The 17,833-nt window shown below is 64.7% G+C and carries 14 protein-coding genes; 7 read left to right on the top strand and 7 right to left on the bottom strand.

Going from position 1 to position 17,833, the window contains the following annotated elements; genetic code table 11:
* Window positions 1-22 precede the first annotated feature (22 nt).
* Both CLM60_RS21300 and pip read right to left on the bottom strand, forming a co-directional pair.
* Entirely contained in the window at window positions 23-2,965 is a 2,943-nt protein-coding gene (locus CLM60_RS21300; RefSeq protein ID WP_141246451.1) for a hypothetical protein, read from the bottom strand.
* A gap of 104 nt (window positions 2,966-3,069) precedes the next feature.
* The gene (gene pip, locus CLM60_RS03065) at window positions 3,070-4,059 is read right to left on the bottom strand and encodes a prolyl aminopeptidase (RefSeq protein WP_095587702.1); all 990 of its coding nucleotides are present in this window, start codon (window positions 4,057-4,059) and stop codon (window positions 3,070-3,072) included.
* A gap of 63 nt (window positions 4,060-4,122) precedes the next feature.
* Between pip and ubiG the strand changes: the two genes are divergently transcribed.
* Window positions 4,123-4,869 (top strand): bifunctional 2-polyprenyl-6-hydroxyphenol methylase/3-demethylubiquinol 3-O-methyltransferase UbiG, encoded by a 747-nt coding sequence (gene ubiG, locus CLM60_RS03060; RefSeq protein WP_095588001.1) that lies wholly within the window; start codon window positions 4,123-4,125, stop codon window positions 4,867-4,869.
* Here ubiG and CLM60_RS03055 read toward each other — a convergent pair.
* From CLM60_RS03055 to CLM60_RS21295, 3 genes are all read right to left on the bottom strand, one after another.
* A complete protein-coding gene (locus tag CLM60_RS03055; RefSeq protein ID WP_095587701.1) occupies window positions 4,866-7,100 on the bottom strand; it encodes a hypothetical protein in 2,235 nt (744 codons plus the stop codon). The genes ubiG and CLM60_RS03055 overlap by 4 nt on opposite strands.
* 226 nt (window positions 7,101-7,326) lie before the next feature.
* Complete coding sequence (locus CLM60_RS03050) at window positions 7,327-8,013, bottom strand: SGNH/GDSL hydrolase family protein (RefSeq protein WP_141246450.1); 687 nt, start codon at window positions 8,011-8,013, stop codon at window positions 7,327-7,329.
* Window positions 8,003-8,518 (bottom strand): acyltransferase, encoded by a 516-nt coding sequence (locus CLM60_RS21295; protein ID WP_095588000.1) that lies wholly within the window; start codon window positions 8,516-8,518, stop codon window positions 8,003-8,005. Before CLM60_RS21295 ends, CLM60_RS03050 begins: the two co-directional genes overlap by 11 nt.
* Window positions 8,519-8,707: 189 nt before the next feature.
* On the opposite strand from CLM60_RS21295, the gene CLM60_RS03040 reads away from it, so the two are divergent.
* The 3 genes from CLM60_RS03040 (at window position 8,708) to CLM60_RS03030 (ending at window position 12,469) form a co-directional block, all read left to right on the top strand.
* The gene (locus CLM60_RS03040; protein WP_176473769.1) at window positions 8,708-9,853 is read left to right on the top strand and encodes a right-handed parallel beta-helix repeat-containing protein; all 1,146 of its coding nucleotides are present in this window, start codon (window positions 8,708-8,710) and stop codon (window positions 9,851-9,853) included.
* A 122-nt stretch (window positions 9,854-9,975) separates the two neighbouring features.
* Window positions 9,976-11,019 (top strand): glycosyltransferase family 2 protein, encoded by a 1,044-nt coding sequence (locus CLM60_RS03035; protein WP_095587698.1) that lies wholly within the window; start codon window positions 9,976-9,978, stop codon window positions 11,017-11,019.
* A 115-nt stretch (window positions 11,020-11,134) separates the two neighbouring features.
* Window positions 11,135-12,469 carry an O-antigen ligase family protein gene (locus tag CLM60_RS03030; RefSeq protein ID WP_095587697.1) on the top strand — a complete coding sequence of 445 codons (1,335 nt, stop codon included), beginning with the start codon at window positions 11,135-11,137 and terminating at the stop codon, window positions 12,467-12,469.
* Between the two features lie 58 nt (window positions 12,470-12,527).
* Here the strand turns inward: CLM60_RS03030 and leuC are convergent, their stop codons facing one another.
* Window positions 12,528-13,937: a 3-isopropylmalate dehydratase large subunit gene (leuC, locus tag CLM60_RS03025; RefSeq protein WP_095587696.1), complete on the bottom strand. Its 1,410-nt coding sequence runs from the start codon at window positions 13,935-13,937 to the stop codon at window positions 12,528-12,530.
* Window positions 13,938-14,172: 235 nt separating this feature from the next.
* Here leuC and CLM60_RS03015 point away from each other — a divergent pair, with 235 nt between their 5' ends.
* From CLM60_RS03015 to rlmH, 3 genes are all read left to right on the top strand, one after another.
* A complete protein-coding gene (locus CLM60_RS03015) occupies window positions 14,173-15,504 on the top strand; it encodes a mechanosensitive ion channel family protein (protein ID WP_425427194.1) in 1,332 nt (443 codons plus the stop codon).
* 158 nt (window positions 15,505-15,662) lie between these two features.
* A complete protein-coding gene (gene rsfS, locus CLM60_RS03010; protein WP_095587694.1) occupies window positions 15,663-16,028 on the top strand; it encodes a ribosome silencing factor in 366 nt (121 codons plus the stop codon).
* The gene (gene rlmH, locus CLM60_RS03005) at window positions 16,028-16,498 is read left to right on the top strand and encodes a 23S rRNA (pseudouridine(1915)-N(3))-methyltransferase RlmH (RefSeq protein ID WP_095587693.1); all 471 of its coding nucleotides are present in this window, start codon (window positions 16,028-16,030) and stop codon (window positions 16,496-16,498) included. The genes rsfS and rlmH overlap by 1 nt, the downstream gene beginning before the upstream one ends.
* On the opposite strand, the gene CLM60_RS03000 is transcribed toward rlmH, so the two are convergent.
* Window positions 16,495-17,754: a SulP family inorganic anion transporter gene (locus tag CLM60_RS03000; protein WP_095587998.1), complete on the bottom strand. Its 1,260-nt coding sequence runs from the start codon at window positions 17,752-17,754 to the stop codon at window positions 16,495-16,497. The genes rlmH and CLM60_RS03000 overlap by 4 nt on opposite strands.
* Between the last annotated feature and the right edge of the window lie 79 nt (window positions 17,755-17,833).

The raw sequence follows: 17,833 nt of genomic DNA, 5'->3' as shown, positions 1-17,833 counted from the left end.
GTCATGCAATCCTTTGTTCCCCTCAAAACAGGAAATGATCCGCGTCCAGATCGCCGAGGTTGATCGAAAGCAGCAGGATTTCCACCGGCCCGGCCAGGATCCGCACATCCGCGCCCGATTGGGTGGCGTGGTTGGACATCAGGTCGCTGAAATCGGTGATCGCGGTGACTGCCGACAGGTCGATCCTGTCGATGGTGCCGGTCAGTTCGAAATCGGTGATCTGGTCCTGGCCGGACAGGTCGTCGAACTGAAAAAGGTCGCTGCCGCTGCCACCGGTCAGGATATCGTCGCCGTCCGAGCCGATCAGTAGGTCATCGCCATCCTCGCCCAGCAGCGTGTCGTTGCCCGCGCCGCCGATCAGCGTGTCGCTTGAGCCGCCATTTCCGCCAAACAGCTCGTCATCGCCCGCGCCGCCGTCCAGCGTGTCGGCGCCCAGGTTCCCCTCGAGCCGGTCATTGCCATTGCCGCCCCACATCAGGTCGTCGCCCGCGCCCCCGTTCAACAGATCGAACCCGTCGCCGCCATCCAGAAAATCGTCCGACCCTTCGGCGAACAGGAAATCCGAGCCCTGGCCGCCCAGCAGCGTGTCCGCGCCGGTGGGGCCGCCGTAAAGCCGGTCGTCGCCTGATCCGCCCTCCAACACATCGTCGTCTTCGCCGCCGAAGATCTGGTCGTTGCCCGATCCGCCGCGCAACGTGTCGACGCCTGCGCCGCCCTGCAGGATGTCGGCCCCGGCCTCGCCAAACAGCTGGTCGTTGCCATCGCCGCCGATCAGCGTGTCATTGCCCGACGGCCCGCCATAGATCAGGTCGGCGCCCGCGCCGCCATCCAGGCTGTCGAACCCGGTGCCGCCATAAAGGCTGTCATTGCCATTTCCGCCCAGAAGCGTGTCGTTGCCGCTGCCGCCATTCAGGTTGTCGAACCCGTCACCGCCGTCGATCAGGTCATTGCCGGGCTCGCCGAACAACAGGTCGGTGCCGCGCCCGCCGATCAGGGTGTCATCATCGGTCCCGCCGCCGTAGAGCGTGTCGTTGCCATCGCCGCCCGACAGGATATCGGCGCCCGATCCGCCCTCCAGCCGGTCGCCATCGGCGCCGCCGTCCAGCACATCGTCGCCCGCGCCCCCGCGCAGGGTGTCGTTACCGTCCCCGGCGGTCAGGCTGTCCGCGCCTTCGCCCCCGTCGAGCGTGTCATTGCCGGTGCCGCCCGAAAGCTGATCGTGGCCCGCGCCGCCCGACAGCAGATCATGGCCGCCGTCACCCTGCAACAGGTCATCGCCATCGCCGCCGGTTAGGCTGTCATCGCCGCCGAACCCGAACAGCAGGTCGTCGCCATCGGCGCCCTCCAGATCGTCGATCAGGTCGCTGCCGGTGATCGTATCGGCCCCCGGCGTGCCCAGGATCGTGCCGCCCCCCGGCCCGGTTTCCAGCTGAAACCCGGCGTCAAAGGCCCAGGCGACATCCAGCTGGATCCGGCCGCTGTTCAGGATCGTGTCCGCGCCGAAATCGCTGCGCTGGATCGTTCCGCCATGCGCGGAATAAAGCGCGATGACCTCGCCATTCACATAAAGGTCGGCGCCATCGATCCGGCTGATCAGCGTCAGGTTGTCGATCTGGGTCTCGGCCCCGATCTGGCTGAGGTCCAGCCGGTCCTGCGTCGGGTCGAAATCGGTGATCGTGTCGACCGTCCCGTCACGGGTCAGGATAAACAGATCGGCGCCCGCGCCACCGCTCAGCGTATCGGCCCCGGCGCCGTCCATCAGGATATCGTCGCCGCCCTTGCCCGACAGGCTATCAGCGCCCAGCCCCCCGGCCAGGATGTCATGGCCCGACCCGCCGTTCAGCGCCGCACCGGTATCGGCGGCGACCTTTGTATTGCGCGCCGCGCCCAGATCGGCGGTGAGCTTGGTGATGCCGGTGCCGGTTTCGCTGGCGGCAAAGATCTGAAGCGTGCGGTTGAAGCGGGTCGCGGTCAGGGCGCTGACATTGTTCAGAAACGCGCCGGGCTGATCGGCGATCACGGATTCCAGCAGCAGCAAGCCGCCCGGCAGCACCCGAAACAGCGTCAGCCCGTCATCGCCGCCCCCGGCGATCACGAACGCCTCGTCCCCGGCCTGAACCGTGGCCATCGCGCCGATGGCGGCAAAGCGGGTGTCCAGCGTATCCAGCACATGATCGACCACCTGCATCTGCCCGGTGGCGTCCAGCCGCAGCACCGACAGTGACTTGCTGTCCGCCGCGCCCACGATCACGTAATCCTGCCCCGCGACGGTGACGATGCCGCTGGTCGTGGGGGCATTGATCGGCAGGCCGGTATCGGCCGACAGGGTCTGTACCGGCTGCAGATCGCCATTGGCGCCGATGCGCGACAGGCTGATCGCGTTCGCCCCGTCCCGCAGGATCAGCAGATAGCCGTCGCCGCCGGAGTCGAATGTCATCAGATGGCTGGCGCGGGCGGTTTGCAGCGCGGGATCGGTGGCCTGTTGGCTGAGGGCAAGGGTGCCATCCCCCTGATCCTGCAACCGGGCGATCCCGCCAGTGTGCCAGGCGCCGTACATGTACTGGCCATCGGCATAGGACGCGACCTCGCCCAAATCGCTGAGCGTATGGCCGCTGGCCGAATGCATGGTCCAGGCGCCCAGCGATCCGGTGGTCCCGATCTCGGCCCCGCCGATCGACGCGCCGGCCAGCCCCGCCAGCATCAGGTGATCCGCGCCCCCGATCCGGAACACCGCCGGATCGGGTTCGAACGACCGCAGCAGCACGGCGGGCAACAGGCGGCTGCCGGATTCGGTGACGGCGCTGCTGGTCACGCTGAAGGTGGTGATCGCTGCGCCTGCGCGCGCGACACTGGTCAGAAGCAGTGCGGTGCCGGTGTCGATCAGCTCCAGGCTGACAATCCCGGACAGGGATTCGGTGCGCGCAGCGGAAATCGCTGCGGCGATGTTCATGTCCACCCGAGGCATGATGTTCCCACTCGAAGGTTCCCGAACAGGATGCCCCTCAGGGGTTTTCCCGGACGTTAACCGCCAAGACAGGAAATAAAGATGAGTTTAGGTAAATTAACGGGTCAGAGGCCCAGCTGCCCGGTCTGGCGCAGCAGGTTGCAGGTGGTGCGCACCAGCTCGTCACTGATGCCCGGCTCGGACAGCGCATGCCCGGCCATGGGCGCAAAGCGCAGCTCGGCCCGGGGCCAGTTCTGCGCCAGGGTCCAGGCCGCGTCGGGCGGGCAGATCATGTCATAGCGCCCCTGTACGATGCTGGCGGGGATATCGGCGATCAGCGGCAGGTCACGCAGGATCTGGCCATCGCATTCCAGAAAGCCCCCATTGCGGAAATAGTGGTTTTCGATCCGTGCAAAGGCCAGCGCGTAATCGGCGGGGCTGTTGCCCACCCGCCCGTGGCTGGAGATCGACGCCAGCGCGTTTTCCCAGTTCGCCCAGGCCTGGGCATAGCGGATTTCCTGCGCCCGGTTGCCGCTGAACAGCCGCTTGCCATAGGCTTCGATCAGGTCGCCGCGCTCGTCTTCGGGGATCAGGTCGCGGAACCGGGCCCACAGGTCGGGCCAGAACCGCCCGGCGCCGCCGCCATAGAACCAGTCAAGCTCGGCCCGGGTCAGCAGGAACACGCCCCGCAGGATCAGGTAAGCCGCCCGGTCGGGGTGTTTCTGGGCGTAAAGCAGCGACAGGGTCGCGCCCCAGCTGCCGCCGAACACGACCCAGCGGTCGATGCCCAGCGTCTTGCGGATCTTTTCGATATCCGCGATCAGGTGCCATGTGGTGTTGGCCTCGGTCGATGCATGGGGCCGCGACCGGCCGCAGCCGCGCTGGTCGAACAGGACGATGCGATAGGCGTCCGGGTCGAAATAGCGGCGCATCGACGGGCTGCATCCGCCGCCCGGACCGCCATGCAGAACCACCACGGGAACCCCATCGGGGTTGCCGCATTGTTCGACATGCAGCACATGCCCGTCGCCCACATCCAGCATGCGCTGGTCATACGGGGTCAGCGGCGGAAACAAATGATGGGCTGCGCGTTTTTGGCCTGCGGATTTATCCATGATCGAACTATATAACGGCAAGTGTTGCCCCAACAGAGGGATTTACGGATGTCAGAGGCGCCGATGCAAGCAGGAACCACGATCGACCCGCAGGAGGTCGCGAAATTCGAGGCGATGGCCGCCGAATGGTGGGACCCTGCCGGAAAATTCAAACCTTTGCACATGCTGAACCCGTGTCGGCTGGACTACATCACCCGCCAGATTGCGGCGCAGTTCGGCCGCGACCTGACCGCGCCGCGTCCCTTTGCGGGGCTGCGGCTGCTGGATATCGGCTGTGGCGGCGGGCTGCTGAGTGAACCGATGGCGCGGTTGGGGGCCGATGTGGTGGGCGCCGATGCGGCGGCGGGCAACATTCCCGTCGCACAGGTTCATGCCGAACAATCCGGCCTGAGCATCGATTATCGCAACATCACTGCCGAAGCGCTGGCCGAGGCGGGCGAGAAATTCGATGTGGTGCTGAACATGGAGGTGGTCGAGCATGTGGCCGACCCCGCGCTTTACCTGTCGGCCTGTGCGGCGCTGCTGAAGCCCGAGGGGCTGCATATCTGTTCCACCCTGAACCGCACCGCCAAAAGTTTCGGTGCGGCAATCATCGGGGCGGAATACATCATGCGCTGGCTGCCCAAGGGCACGCATGAATGGTCGAAATTCATCACCCCGGATGAGCTTTACGACCTGTTGCGCGGCGCCGGGCTGGACCCGGTCGACCGCAAGGGGTTCGTGTTCAACCCGCTTAGCTGGCAATGGTCGATCTCGGACCGGGATCTGGCGGTGAACTATGTCACCGCCAGCGTGCCCGCGCCGGTCTAGACCGCGTCGGTGCCCAGTTTCCACGGATCGGCATTGACCGTGGCGGGGGCGCCGCTGATGACCTTGTAAGGGGTGCTGACCGGGCGGCTGCCATCGGCGGTCGCCTCTTTCCAGGCGCTCAGCTGCTGAACCTGCGCGATCAGCCCGGCCCCTTCGAAGAACTGCAGATAGCGGCTGTCCGACATCTGGCCCGTGCCCGCGCTGGCAAAGGGCAGGTCGGCGGTCAGCACGTCATCGACAAAGATCCGCGCCCATCCCAACGTGAAGTTGACCGCGAACCGCAAGGTCACAGTCACACCGATGGCCGGGGTGACATTCGACACCTGCTGCAACGCAATCACGTTGGTGCCGCTGCTGTCGCGGACCTGAACGCGGGCCTGTCCGTTGCTTGGGCGGACCTCCAGCCGCAGATAGGCGCCATTGGTGAAGAACAGGTCATAGAACCCGGTGCCCCCGCTGCCAAAGGACAGCTCGGCCTCCATCGTCACGCCGGTGATGCCGGTGCCGACCGCATCGGTGTCCTTGAAATAGGGGCCCGTCAGATCAACATCGAAGCTTTGCGGCGCGGTCAGCGTGTTGGCCAGAACGTCCGGATCGGGCAGCGCCCTGAGCGGGATCCCCTCGACCCCGGCCGCGCCGGTATCGACCAGCGGGATATCCTTCCACAGCGCGGCATAGTGGTCGTCGGGATAGGCGATCATGCCCGTTGCGCCGCCTAGGCCATAGTTGATCTGGTCGGCAAAGGTGAACACGCCCCCGCCATTGGGATAGATCCGGACGCGCCCGGCCACGATCTCGGCCCGCTCGGCGGGCAGGCCGTTGATCTGCCAGCCCGCGACATCGGTCCAGTGCGGAAACGTGTCGTCCAGCGGTGTCTCGCCGCGTGCGATCCGCGTCGTGGTGACCGGACCGGCCGAGGACCAGACCTCGACATAGGCGCCGCCGGGTTCCCACGCGGCCTGATCGAATTCCGGCACGGCCCAGCCGACCATCCCCGATGCCTGCAGGATCGCATGCGCATAGAATCGCGCGCGCCGCTGCAACCCGTCGGGATCCTCGCCCGCGGGGTGGGCGGTGTCTTCCCACCCGCCGGCCCCGTCCGGCCGCCCGTTCAGATAGCTGAGCAGTTCGATCCCGTACGGCAGGAAGATCCCACCCGCATTCGGGTTCTCGATCATCGCCCGCCAGCTGTCGCGGGCCAACTGCTTGTTGTTCAGGTGCGAGCTGACGGAACCGTTCGCCAGATGCGTGGCGTCCTGCATCGCCTCGGTGATGTCGAAACGGTGCGGCCCATGCGCGATCCAGCGGGTATAGGCGGGGTCGTAAAGCTCGGTGAAGCTGTGGTCATAGCTTATCGTGCTGCCCGCGCCATAGGTCAGCGTGCCCGGCACCGCAAAGGGGGTGCCGTCCTGTTCCAGCCCGGTGAACAGCGGGAACAATGCCTCTTCATAATTGCTGCCCAGGCTGCCGGGTGCGGCGAACCACGACCAGGCGGCCATGCCGACCGACTGCCCATCGGCGGTGGCATAGGTGTGCAGCGCAAGGTCGTCGGCCCAGTTCCGCCCGGCATCGGAATCATTGACCAGATGGCGGGGGTCGGTTCCCGATACCGTATGGGCGACGATGGCGAATTTCTCGCCCGGGCGCTCCGCGGCAAAGGTGTTGGCCATCGCCGCGACCGCCGATGTCACGGGCGTGGCCCCGGTCACCTGGCTGTGCTGCACGCCACCGTCGAAATACATGTATTGCACGGCCTCGTCGTCCAGAATGGCGGGCGGCGTGGTGGCGTCGTGAAAGCTGCTGTGGAAACGCGCGTCCTCGGACTGGCCCCAGATCGCAATGACATGGCCCACGCCGAATCGGCTGGTGCTTTGCCGGGCCACCACGGGCGCCGATTGAATGCGCACCTGCGCCCGGTACCATGATGCGCTGCGCGGGGCGCTGATCTGGCCGGACCAGTCGCCATTGCCGTCGATGGTCGCGACCGGCGTCCATGCGGTCGATGTCGCACCGCCATCGTCGACGGACAGCGCGCGGGCCTCGACCACCTCGCCGCTGCTGCCGGTGCCGCTCAGAGCGATATCGGCCGTGTTCGCGCCAAGGGCAATGCCGCTGTCGAACAGGGTCCGGTCGCGGCTGAAATCGTTCAGCGCAAGATCGGGCAAGACCGGGGGTTCCGCATCTTCGGCTGTGGTGCCCGCCCCAATGGCAAGGCCGATCGAAATCATCATATCAAACACCTTCCTGCGCCGTTCGGCCCCCGCGAGACAAAGAAAAATAGTCCCTGTTTCAGCGAAACAGGGGCATTTTCCTGCTGTCTGTGGAAACCGGATGGCGGTTTGTCATCCCTTCCCGGACCGGCAGGGTGATCCGCCGATCCATGGTTTCGGGACCCTAACAGGCCAAGGGCGATGTTGCGTTTCGGGGCGCCCTGGCGCGCGCCGGATCAGGGTGCGGTTAACTGGTTGGGCATCCCAGGTTGTTCAGGATCGCGGGCAAAAGGACCCTGTTCGTGGCCTCTGCCGTGGGGTGCAGACCATCGGCGAACGCGTCTTTCCAGCCCGGCTGGGCCAGCCAGCGCGGATAGGCATCGACCAGCCCGGTATCGAACCGCCCGGCCAGATCACGATAGCTTTGGTAGTGCGCCCAAAGCCGTGGCCGGATCAGCCCGCGCAGCCCGTGGGCGGGGCTCATCGTCATCAGCATGACCTGCGGGCGGGGCTGCGCGGCGCGCAGGGCGTTCAGGATCTCTGCATGGGTGTCGATGCTTGCGGCCAGCGGGACGCCATCCCGGATATCGGCATCGTTGATGGCGAACTCGATCAGGATCAGATCGGCGTTTTCGGCCAGAACAGTGTCGATTTGGTCGCGGCCCCAGGTCACCGGGCGGCCCGGCTCGGCAATGCGGGTCACGGTCACCGGGCGGCCCAGGCAGTGCGCCAATGCGTCCTGCAACCGGTCGGGCCAGTCATAAAGCGCGGTCAGGCTGGTGCCCATTGCCACGACTTTCAGCGGCGATGCGTCCGACAGGGGAATGGGCCGGTCAGCGGGCGGCCCCGGTTGCGGCGCGCGCCAGACCGCCGCCCAAAGCCCCACCGCCGCCAGCATCAGCGCGGCAAGGGCGAAAAGCGATCTACGCCTCACCTTGCTCGGCCAATGCGCTTTCGGTGGCATCCGCGGTCGCGAACCGGCCGTATTCCACGACCTCGATATCCGATTGCAGCACCCGCGCGGGATTGCCCGCGACGACCGATCTGGCGGGCACCGATTTCGTCACCACCGATCCCGCGCCGACGACGCAGTTGTCGCCGATCTCGACCCCCGGCAGGATCAGGCTGCGCCCGCCGATGAAGCAATTCTCGCCGATCCGCGTGTGCAGATAGAGCCCCCGCGTCCGGTCATGGGTCAGGATGCGGCTTTCGAACGCGACATAGCTGTTCTTGCCCACATGCACGCCCACCGGAAAGGTCCGGTCGAACTTGGCCGATAGCGAAAATTGGGCCGTGGGGTGGATGTCCATGCCCCAGACTTTGCGCAAATAGGCGCGTTTCAGATCAACCAGCACATTCCGCAGCCGCGACAGCCGGTTCAGCCCGCGCCGCTTGGCCTTTTTGTACACCGGCGTTGCGTTTGCCTGCGTGGGCGCCATATCCCATCCATATGATGTTGGTTTGTGCCCGTTTATGCGCGAAACTGTTCTTGAACGAAAGCACTGAGTCCCATGAGTCTTTTCCAGCGATTTCCGACTGTTGCGCTTGTGCTGTTTTTCTGGCCGCTTGCCGCTTTTGCGGACTGCAGCGGGATCCGGATCGCCGATCATGCGCAATTGGTTGCCGCGTTGAGGCAGGATCTCGGCGGAAAGACGCTGGCGCTGGCGCCGGGCGATTACGGTGCGGTGACCTATGCCCGGCGCAGCCATCCGGCAGATCGGCGCCTGCGCATCTGTTCGGCCGATCCGGCCCGGCCCGCGCAGTTCACCGGTCTGACCCTGCGCGATGTGTCGGGTCTGATCCTTGAGGACCTGCGCCTGCAATACCGCTTTCAGCCCGGCGACAATGCGATCACGACCCGCCCGTTCCGCATCGTCAAGGGCGCGCATATCACCCTGCGCGGGATCGAGTTTGCCGGCGATGTCGCGCGCGGCTCGGTGCCACATGACAACGGTTTCGGGGCGGGAAAGGGTCTGTTTGTGGACGCCTCGCGCGATATCGCCGTCACAGGGTCCGAGTTTCATACCTGGCACAAGGCGGTGTCGATCCACCGCAGCCGCGATATCGTCTTCAGCGGCAATGACATCCATTCCATCCGGTCCGACGGGATGAACCTTGTGCAGGTGGAAAATGTCCTGATCGAACGCAACCGGATCCATGATTTCGTGCGCTCAATGGCCTCGCCCGACCATCCGGACATGATACAGATCTGGACCACGCGCACCGACCGGCCCAGCCGCAACATCACGATCCGGTCGAACGTGATCAATTCCGGCAGCGGCAAATACACCCAGTCGATCTATATCAGCAACCGGCGGGTCAGCGATGACGGTGCCGGGCACGAGATGTTCTATCGCAACACCCGGATCGAGAATAACGTCATCATCAACGCGCATCTGCATGGCATCACCGTCGGCGCGACTGACGGGCTTCTGATCGCGAACAACACCCTGGTGCGGTCGCATTTTTCCAAAGGCTCGCGCAACAGCCCCAAGCTGTATGTGCCGACGATCCGGGTGGGGGCCGAATCGATGAACGTCACGATCACCCGCAACATCACCCCCGAAATCATCGGTTGCGACAAACGGGGGCGGCGCTGCCGCGAGAACCTGCTGACGCAGGACAACGCGCCCAGCGGGCCCACCTATGTCAGCCGCGTCTTCGCCGACCCGCAGAAGCCCAGCCCGACTCGGGTATCGCAGTTCCGCTATGCGCGGGGCGGTCCGGCATATGGTCAAAATGTCGGCTCTGATCTGCTGGTCGATCCAAATTGATGCGGATTTGCGCCGATCGCTGCGAAATCGGCTGAAATTCGCCGTCCCGCGCGTCGGGCCAAGTTGATTTTTCGTGATCCACCGGGAACTTAGGGACAGTGAAGTACAAGCCGGAGTTCCCAATGACCACGCCCGAAACCGGAGTCGTCATCGTCACTTTCAATTCCGGCGATGTCATCATCGACTGTCTGGAAACGCTGATGTCGGCGGCGCGCGGGCGGCTGCGTGTGGTGGTGGTCGACAATGCCTCGACCGACGATACGGTCGCGCGGATCCGGCGCTGGGCCGCGGGCGAGGGCGCGCCGTCCAGCGATGCCGACCTGCCCTTTGCGGTGACCCCATTGGCCAAGCCGATCCCGGTTCTGGACAGCGGCACCGGGCTGGACGGCATTACCATCGTGCAATCGGATCAGAACCTGGGCTTTGCCGGCGGTGTGAACCTGGGGCTGGAGCGGCTGCGGCAGGAACCGAGCGTCGGCTATTTCTGGGTGCTGAACCCCGATTGCGTGACCCCGCCGGACACCGTGGATGGGCTGCTGCGCTATCTGGCGGATGCGGCGCCGCAGGGCATGATCGGCGGGCGGGTGAACTATGTTGCGACGCCCGATGTCATCCAGATCGATGGCGGCCTTGTGAATTTCACCACCGGGGTCACCGGCAATGTCCATCTTGGGGCCAGCCACGCGCTGACCCCGGCGCCGGATGTGGCCCAGATCGACTTCATCACCGGCGCCAACATGATCGTGTCGCGCAGCTTTCTCGATCAGGTGGGCCTGATGCGCGAGGATTATTTCCTGTATTACGAAGAGGTCGACTGGGCGATGCGCCGGGGCGATCTGCCGTTGCATTACTGCGCCGATCTTCTGGTCTATCACCATGCGGGCACCTCGATCGGGTCGCCCACGGTTTCGCGCATCGCATCGCCGTTTTCGCTGTATTTCAAGCATCGCGCGCGGATGATGTTCCTGCGCCGGTTCAACCCGCGGGCGCTGGTGATGGGCTATGCCTATTCTGTGGCGCTGATCCTGCGGACCCTGTTGCAGGGGCACCGGGCCGAGGCCTGGGCGATCTTTGCGGCGATCAATGGGCGACCGGCGCCCAAGGCGGTGCGCGCGCGTCTGTCGCAGGCGGCGCAGCGGATCGCATTCGGCACCTATGGCGCCTGACGTAGAAATGCCGCAACACGATCCCCGTTCGATCCTTTGCGCGCTGGGGGGTGATCCGTTTGACCGGATCGGCTAAACTGGGCATCCATCGGGTCACGGAAACAAGAGCAGCCCCTTGACCATCGCACAGACCAACATGGCCACCGGACGGCTACCGGCCCGCGAAACCGCCGTGCCCTATGGCTGGCTGATCACGCTGTTCTATATCTCGATCCTGACGCCGGTCTTCCTGAATGTCGGCTCTCTTTCGCTGCCGCCATATCGGTTGCTTCTGCTGCTGACCTTCTTTCCCTCTGTCTTCTTGTGGGTCACGGGGCGATTGGGCGAACGCCGCATGATGGATGTCTTTCTGATCATGTTCAGCCTGTGGGCAGCGCTGACCCTGTTCAAGGCGCACAGCTTCGGCTCGATCTACAAGGTGGTGGGCTATAATACGCTGGAGACCGCCGGGGCCTATTTCCTTGGCCGGATGGTGGTTCAGAACCCCCAGGCCTTCGTCCGGCTGGTGCGCGATCACTTTCTGGCGCTGCTGGTGATGTTGCCGCTGGCGCTGCTGGAAACCCAGACCGGCGATCCGCTGGTCATCAGCTTTCTGGGCAAGTTTCTGCAAACCCATCCGATCATCACGTATGAACCCCGCCTGGGGTTGGAACGGGCACAGGTGCTGTTCCAACACCCGATTATCTTCGGGCTGTTTTCCGCCGCTGGCTTCGGTCTGTTCTGGAAGGTGTTCACCGGCGGCAAAAGCTTCCTTGCCTCAGGCACGTCCATTGTGTCGGCGGTCTGTTCGGTGTCATCGGGCGCGATCATGGTGCTGCTGATCCAGTGGATCTTTACAGGCTATGACTGGGTGATGCGCCGGGTCCGGATACGGTGGCTGCTGTTTTTCGGGGTTTGCCTGTTCCTCTATATTGCGGTCGACATCATGTCGAACCGGTCGCCTTTCCACGTGTTCGTGTCTTACCTGACGCTGAATTCGTCGACCGGGTACAATCGCATCCGGATCTGGGAATACGGCATCCAGAACGTCAAATCGCACCCGATCTTTGGCATCGGCATGCGTGACTGGGTGCGCCCCAGATGGATGAGCGCCAGCGTCGACAACCACTGGCTGCTGATGATGATGCGGCACGGCTATATCGGCGGGTTCCTGTTCACCATGCCATTCGCGATTTTCCTGACCCGGCTCAGCCGCGCAAATCTGGTGTCCGATGTGGCGCGCCGCCAGCGGCAAGGGATCCTGATTTCCATGGGCGCGCTGCTGATCGGGGCCAGCACGGTGTTCCTGTGGGGGCCGATCTATGTCTGGCTGATGTTCTTTCTGGGCGCGTCGGTGTGGTTGTTGTCCTATCGCGAGCCGGACGCGCCGGAAGACAGCGCGCCCCAGGATGCGGCGGCGCAGGGCACACGCTATACCCGGTTTGCGCCCAAAAGCCGCAAGCGGAACTGAAAAGGCCGGCGCAGGGATCTGCACCGGCCTTGAACGTTCGTGATCGCGCGGGTTCGCGTTACATCATCTCGCGCACATCGGTCAGATGGCCGGTCACCGCCGCCGCCGCGGCCATTGCCGGGCTCATCAGGTGGGTGCGCCCGCCGCGGCCCTGACGGCCTTCGAAGTTGCGGTTGGACGTCGCTGCGCAGCGTTCGCCGGGCTGCAACTGGTCGGGGTTCATCGCCAAGCACATCGAACACCCCGCAAGGCGCCATTCGAAACCGGCCTCCTTGAAGATATCGGCCAGACCCTCTTCCTCGGCCTGGGCACGGACCAGGCCCGAGCCGGGCACGACCATCGCGCGCAGACCGTCCTTGATCTTCTTGCCCTTCAGGATCGCGGCTGCGGCGCGCAGATCCTCGATCCGGCCATTGGTGCACGACCCGATGAACACCGTGTCGATCTTGATGTCGGACAGCGGGGTGCCCGGCTCCAGCCCCATATATTCCAGCGACCGCGCGGCCGCGTCGACCTTGCCGCCCTTGAAGTCCGAGGCATTGGGCACATTGGCCGTGATCGGCAGCACGTCCTCGGGGCTGGTGCCCCAGGTGACGACCGGCGCGATATCCTCGCCCTTGATGGTGATGACCTTGTCCCAATGCGCGTCGTCATCGGAATAAAGCGTCTTCCACCAGGCCAGCGCGGCTTCCCACTGGGCGCCCTTGGGCGCGTGCGGGCGGCCCATCACGTATTCGAAGGTCTTCTCGTCCGGGGCGATCAGACCGGCGCGCGCGCCGCCTTCGATGGCCATGTTGCAGACGGTCATGCGGCCTTCCATCGACAGATCGCGGATCGCCTCGCCGCAATATTCGATGACATAGCCGGTGCCGCCGGCGGTGCCGGTTTCGCCGATGACCGACAGCGTGATGTCCTTGGCGGTGACGCCCGGGCGCAGCTTGCCGGTGATCTCGACCTTCATGTTCTTGGATTTCTTCTGGATCAGCGTTTGCGTGGCCAGAACGTGCTCCACCTCGGACGTGCCGATACCGTGGGCCAGCGCGCCGAACGCGCCGTGGGTCGCGGTGTGGCTGTCACCGCAGACAACGGTCATGCCGGGCAGGGTCCAGCCCTGTTCGGGGCCGACGATATGCACGATGCCTTGGCGGATATCGGACACAGGGTAATAGTGGATGCCGAATTCCTTGGCGTTCTTGTCCAGTGCGGCAACCTGAACGCGGCTGTCTTCGGTCATCGCCTCGGGGTTTTCGCGGCCCAGGGTGGTGGGCACGTTGTGATCCGGAACGGCGATGGTCTTGTCGGGGGCGTGCACCGTGCGGCCCGCCATGCGCAGCCCTTCGAAGGCCTGCGGGCTGGTCACCTCGTGCACCAGATGGCGGTCGATATACAGCAGACAGGTGCCGTCCTCGGCCTCGTGGGCCACATGGGCATCCCAGATCTTGTCATAGAGTGTCTTCGGGGCGGTCATTGGTCCTCTCCCGTGGATTGTCTTGGATATTGCGGTCGAACAGGGATCGGGCGGCCTATAGGCAGGCCAGCACCGTCAGCGATGCGCCGAAAAACCGCCAGGGCAGGCGCGCGCGGTCGTCCATGTCGAAGATCCGTGTCATGGGGCCGAGATAATCTCATCCGCTGCGACTGGCAAGATGCATGGTTGCAGCTAGATCCGCTGAAATGCAAAGATAGCAGGTCAGGAGGCGCGCTTGGAACAGGAACTTCAGGCTTTTCAAACGACGATCACGGCCCTGCTGATCGACGCACAGAACTTCGCACAATCGCTGCTGCTGCCCTCGCGGCTGTTGCAGATGGTGATTCTTGTGGGCTGCATCCTGTTGGCCTGGGTGCTGCGGCTGTGGCTGGGGCCGATCCTGCGCCAGCGGATGCAAGAGCTCGAGGGCTGGCCGAAATGGCGCCTGCGCCTGCTGCTGGTCCTGCACAAGCGGCTTCAGCTGATCCTTTTCGCGCTGCTCAGCTGGATGGCGACCGGGGTCATGGCGCAGATCACGACCTTTCCGTCGCGGCGATACCTGCTGGCGCTTGCCGCCACCATCGCGACCGCCTGGCTGCTGGTCGTGCTGCTGGCGCGGCTGGTGCGCAACCCGTTCCTGCGGCGCATGGTGACCTGGGGGATGCTGATCTATGTGACGCTGCACTATCTGGGGCTGCTGGATCAGTTCAGCGGGTTCCTGGACGGTGTCGCGGTCGAATTCGGCGATTTCCGGCTGTCGCTTCTGGCGGTGCTCAAGGCGCTGATCGTGACCGGCATCCTGTTCACACTGGCACGGCTGGTGTCACAGACCTCGTCCTCGCGCATCCGGCAGAACCCGGATATCTCGCCTTCGATGCAGGTGCTGGCGATCAAGTTCCTGCAGGTGATGCTGTATGGCGCCGCGTTCTTCATCGGCGTCAAGGCGGTCGGCTTCGACCTGACCGGGCTGGCGGTGCTGTCGGGCGCGATTGGCGTCGGCCTGGGCTTTGGCCTGCAAAAGGTGGTGTCGAACCTGGTGTCGGGCATCATCATCCTGCTGGACAAGTCGATCAAGCCCGGCGACGTGATCAGCCTGGGCGAGACATTCGGCTGGATCAATTCGCTGGGCGCCCGCTATGTCAGCGTCGTCACCCGCGACGGCAAGGAATACCTGATCCCGAACGAGGATCTGATCACCGGACAGGTGGTGAACTGGTCGCATTCGGATTCCTTCGTGCGGCTGGATATCTTTTTCGGCACCGCCTATCACGACGACCCGCATCTGGTGCGCCGCGTCGCGGTCGAGGCATCGCAGCGCGTCAACCGTGTGCTGACCCATACGCCGCCGGTCTGTCACATCGTGGGCTTCGGCGACAGCTCGGTCGATTACATCCTGCGATTCTGGATCGACGACCCGACCGACGGGCTGACCAATATCCGCGGCAATGTCTATCTGGCGCTGTGGGACGCGTTCCAGGAACACGGCATTTCGATCCCCTTCCCCCAGCGCGAGGTCAAGCTTCTGCCCGGGTCCGAGCTTTCGACAGATGGCGCCTCGGCCACATGAGGCGTCTTGGCGCGCAGGTTTCATTGAAAAACCGCAATCGACTTGCTAAATTCAGCATATGCCCAGCGCCGGGGCGCGGACGGCGTGTTGATTAGGAGGACAATGTCCTGTCTCTTCTTACAGACGCGGGTACGACAGATCCCGCAGCGGAACTGGCGATGACCCAGGTTCCTGTCGACATCTCAAGCGAAGCTTTGCGTGATCGAATCGTCGCATCCCTGACCGAAGACAAGGCCGAAGATATCGTGTCGATCGATCTGCGCGGGAAATCCGCCATGGCCGATTACATGGTGATCTGTTCCGGCCGGTCGACCCGTCAGGTTGCGGCGATTTCGGAAAAGCTGGCGGATCGCCTGAAGACGGAACTGGGCCGTTCATCCAAGATGGAAGGCAAGGATCAGGGCGACTGGGTTCTGATCGACACGGGCGATGTGATCGTCCACGTGTTCCGTCCCGAGGTGCGCGAGTTCTATCAGCTTGAAAAGATGTGGCTGCCGGCCGGCGCTGCCAGCGCCAAGGCCTAGTGCGGGTTCACATCTGCGCCGTTGGCCGCCTGCGGGGCGGACCGGAAAAGGCGTTGATCGACGATTATCACACCCGATTCGACCGGACCGGGCGGGCGCTGTCGCTGGGTCCGCTGTCGATTGTCGAGGTCGACGACCGCAAAGGCGGCGGTATGGCGGGCGAGGGCGCATTGCTGCGCCGTGCGCTGCCCGATGGCGCGCTGATCTGTACGCTGGATGAACGCGGCAAGCTGATCTCGTCGCCCGATTTTGCCACCCGCATCGCGGGTTGGCGCGACGATGGGTGCAGCGATCTGGCCTTTGTCATCGGCGGGGCAGACGGGATCGACCCCGCGCTTCGGGCTCAGGCCGATTTCAGCCTGTCCTTCGGCAAGATGGTCTGGCCGCATATGCTGGTGCGGGTGATGCTGACCGAACAGCTTTACCGCGCCGCCACGATCCTGGCGGGCGGGCCGTATCACCGGGCCTAGCGGTCGGGCATGTGCCAATCGGCCGGATCCACATGGCGCCGCCGCAACCGGATCGCCAGACCCAGCGCAACCCCCACGCCAATGGCCACCGTCAAATCGGTCAGCACCGTCAGTACCAGCGTCAGCAGCAAAAGCAGCCGGTCGGACAGCGGCGCGCGCATGTAATCGGGCCATTTATGCGGCTCTGCCATGTTCCAGGCGGTCAGGATCAACAGCGCCGCCATCGCCGGCATCGCCAGATAGCCCGCCAGCGGCGCGGCCACTATCATCAGCACCAGCAGCGTCAGCGCATGCACGATCCCCGCCACTGGCGTGCGCCCGCCCGCCCGGACATTCGTGGCGGTGCGCGCGATGGCACCGGTCGCGGGCAGGCCGCCGAACAGGGCCGAGGCCAGGTTGGCCGCGCCCTGTGCAATGACCTCGACCCCGGTCCGGTGGCGGCTGCCGATCATCCGGTCGGCGACCATCGCGGACAACAGCGATTCGACCCCCGCTAGGAATGCGATGACACAGGCCGATGGCAACAGCTCGACCATCCTGTCCCAGCCCATCGCGGGGACCCGGGGCATCGGCAACCGGGACGGCAGCGCCCCGAACCGGGCCGCGATTGTGTCCACCGGCAGGTTCAGCAGCGCGACCGCCGCCGAGCCGACCGCCACCGCTACGATCAGCCTGGGCCAGCGCGGGAACAGCCGCCTGAGCACGATGATCAGCCCCCCGGTCAGCAGCCCGACGCCCAGTGATTGCGGCACTATTTCACCCTGATTTGCCCAAATCGCATGGATCTTGCCAAAGAACTCGGCGGGCATGTCGGCTTGCAGCCCCAGCAGGTCCTTCAACTGGCTGGTGGCGATGATCGCGGCAATTCCGATGGTAAAGCCGTTGACCACGGCCTCGGGGACAAAGGCGATCAGGTTGCCCACCCGAAACAGCCCCGCCGCGATCAGGATCACACCGGCCATGAGCGTCGCCAGCACCAGCCCGTCATAACCGTGTTCGGCAATCACCCCGAAGACCACCACGATGAATGCGCCGGTCGGGCCGCCGATCTGCACCCGGCTGCCCCCCAGGGCCGAGATCACGAACCCCGCGACAATGGCCGTCACCAGCCCCTGTGCCGGATCCGCGCCCGAAGCGATGGCGATGGCCAGGCTCAGCGGCAGCGCGACCATCGCGACGGTGATCCCCGCGATCAGGTCGGCCGCGAATTGGGACCGGTCATAGGTTTTCAGCGTTGTCAGGATCTTGGGCGTCATACCGCACCCGAACGTCATGGAATGGCCCGATCCTAGGACCTGCGCGGAGGCTTGCCCATGAAATTCTTTGTCGCGGCCG

It is taken from the genome of Actibacterium ureilyticum (genome assembly GCF_002285435.1).
Lineage (GTDB): Bacteria > Pseudomonadota > Alphaproteobacteria > Rhodobacterales > Rhodobacteraceae > Actibacterium_C > Actibacterium_C ureilyticum.
This window is presented reverse-complemented; position numbering and strand designations above follow the sequence as displayed.

Bases quoted from the DNA above. Each gene is read 5' to 3' on its own strand.
- CLM60_RS21295 (WP_095588000.1), bottom strand. From the start codon at position 8,518: ATGGCGCCCACGCAGGCAAACGCAACGCCGGTGTACAAAAAGGCCAAG.
- CLM60_RS03055 (WP_095587701.1), bottom strand. From the start codon at position 7,100: ATGATGATTTCGATCGGCCTTGCCATTGGGGCGGGCACCACAGCCGAA.
- leuC (WP_095587696.1), bottom strand. From the start codon at position 13,937: ATGACCGCCCCGAAGACACTCTATGACAAGATCTGGGATGCCCATGTG.
- CLM60_RS03035 (WP_095587698.1), top strand. From the start codon at position 9,976: ATGACCACGCCCGAAACCGGAGTCGTCATCGTCACTTTCAATTCCGGC.
- ubiG (WP_095588001.1), top strand. From the start codon at position 4,123: ATGCAAGCAGGAACCACGATCGACCCGCAGGAGGTCGCGAAATTCGAG.
- rsfS (WP_095587694.1), top strand. From the start codon at position 15,663: ATGACCCAGGTTCCTGTCGACATCTCAAGCGAAGCTTTGCGTGATCGA.
- pip (WP_095587702.1), bottom strand. From the start codon at position 4,059: ATGGATAAATCCGCAGGCCAAAAACGCGCAGCCCATCATTTGTTTCCG.
- CLM60_RS21300 (WP_141246451.1), bottom strand. From the start codon at position 2,965: ATGCCTCGGGTGGACATGAACATCGCCGCAGCGATTTCCGCTGCGCGC.
- CLM60_RS03000 (WP_095587998.1), bottom strand. From the start codon at position 17,754: ATGACGCCCAAGATCCTGACAACGCTGAAAACCTATGACCGGTCCCAA.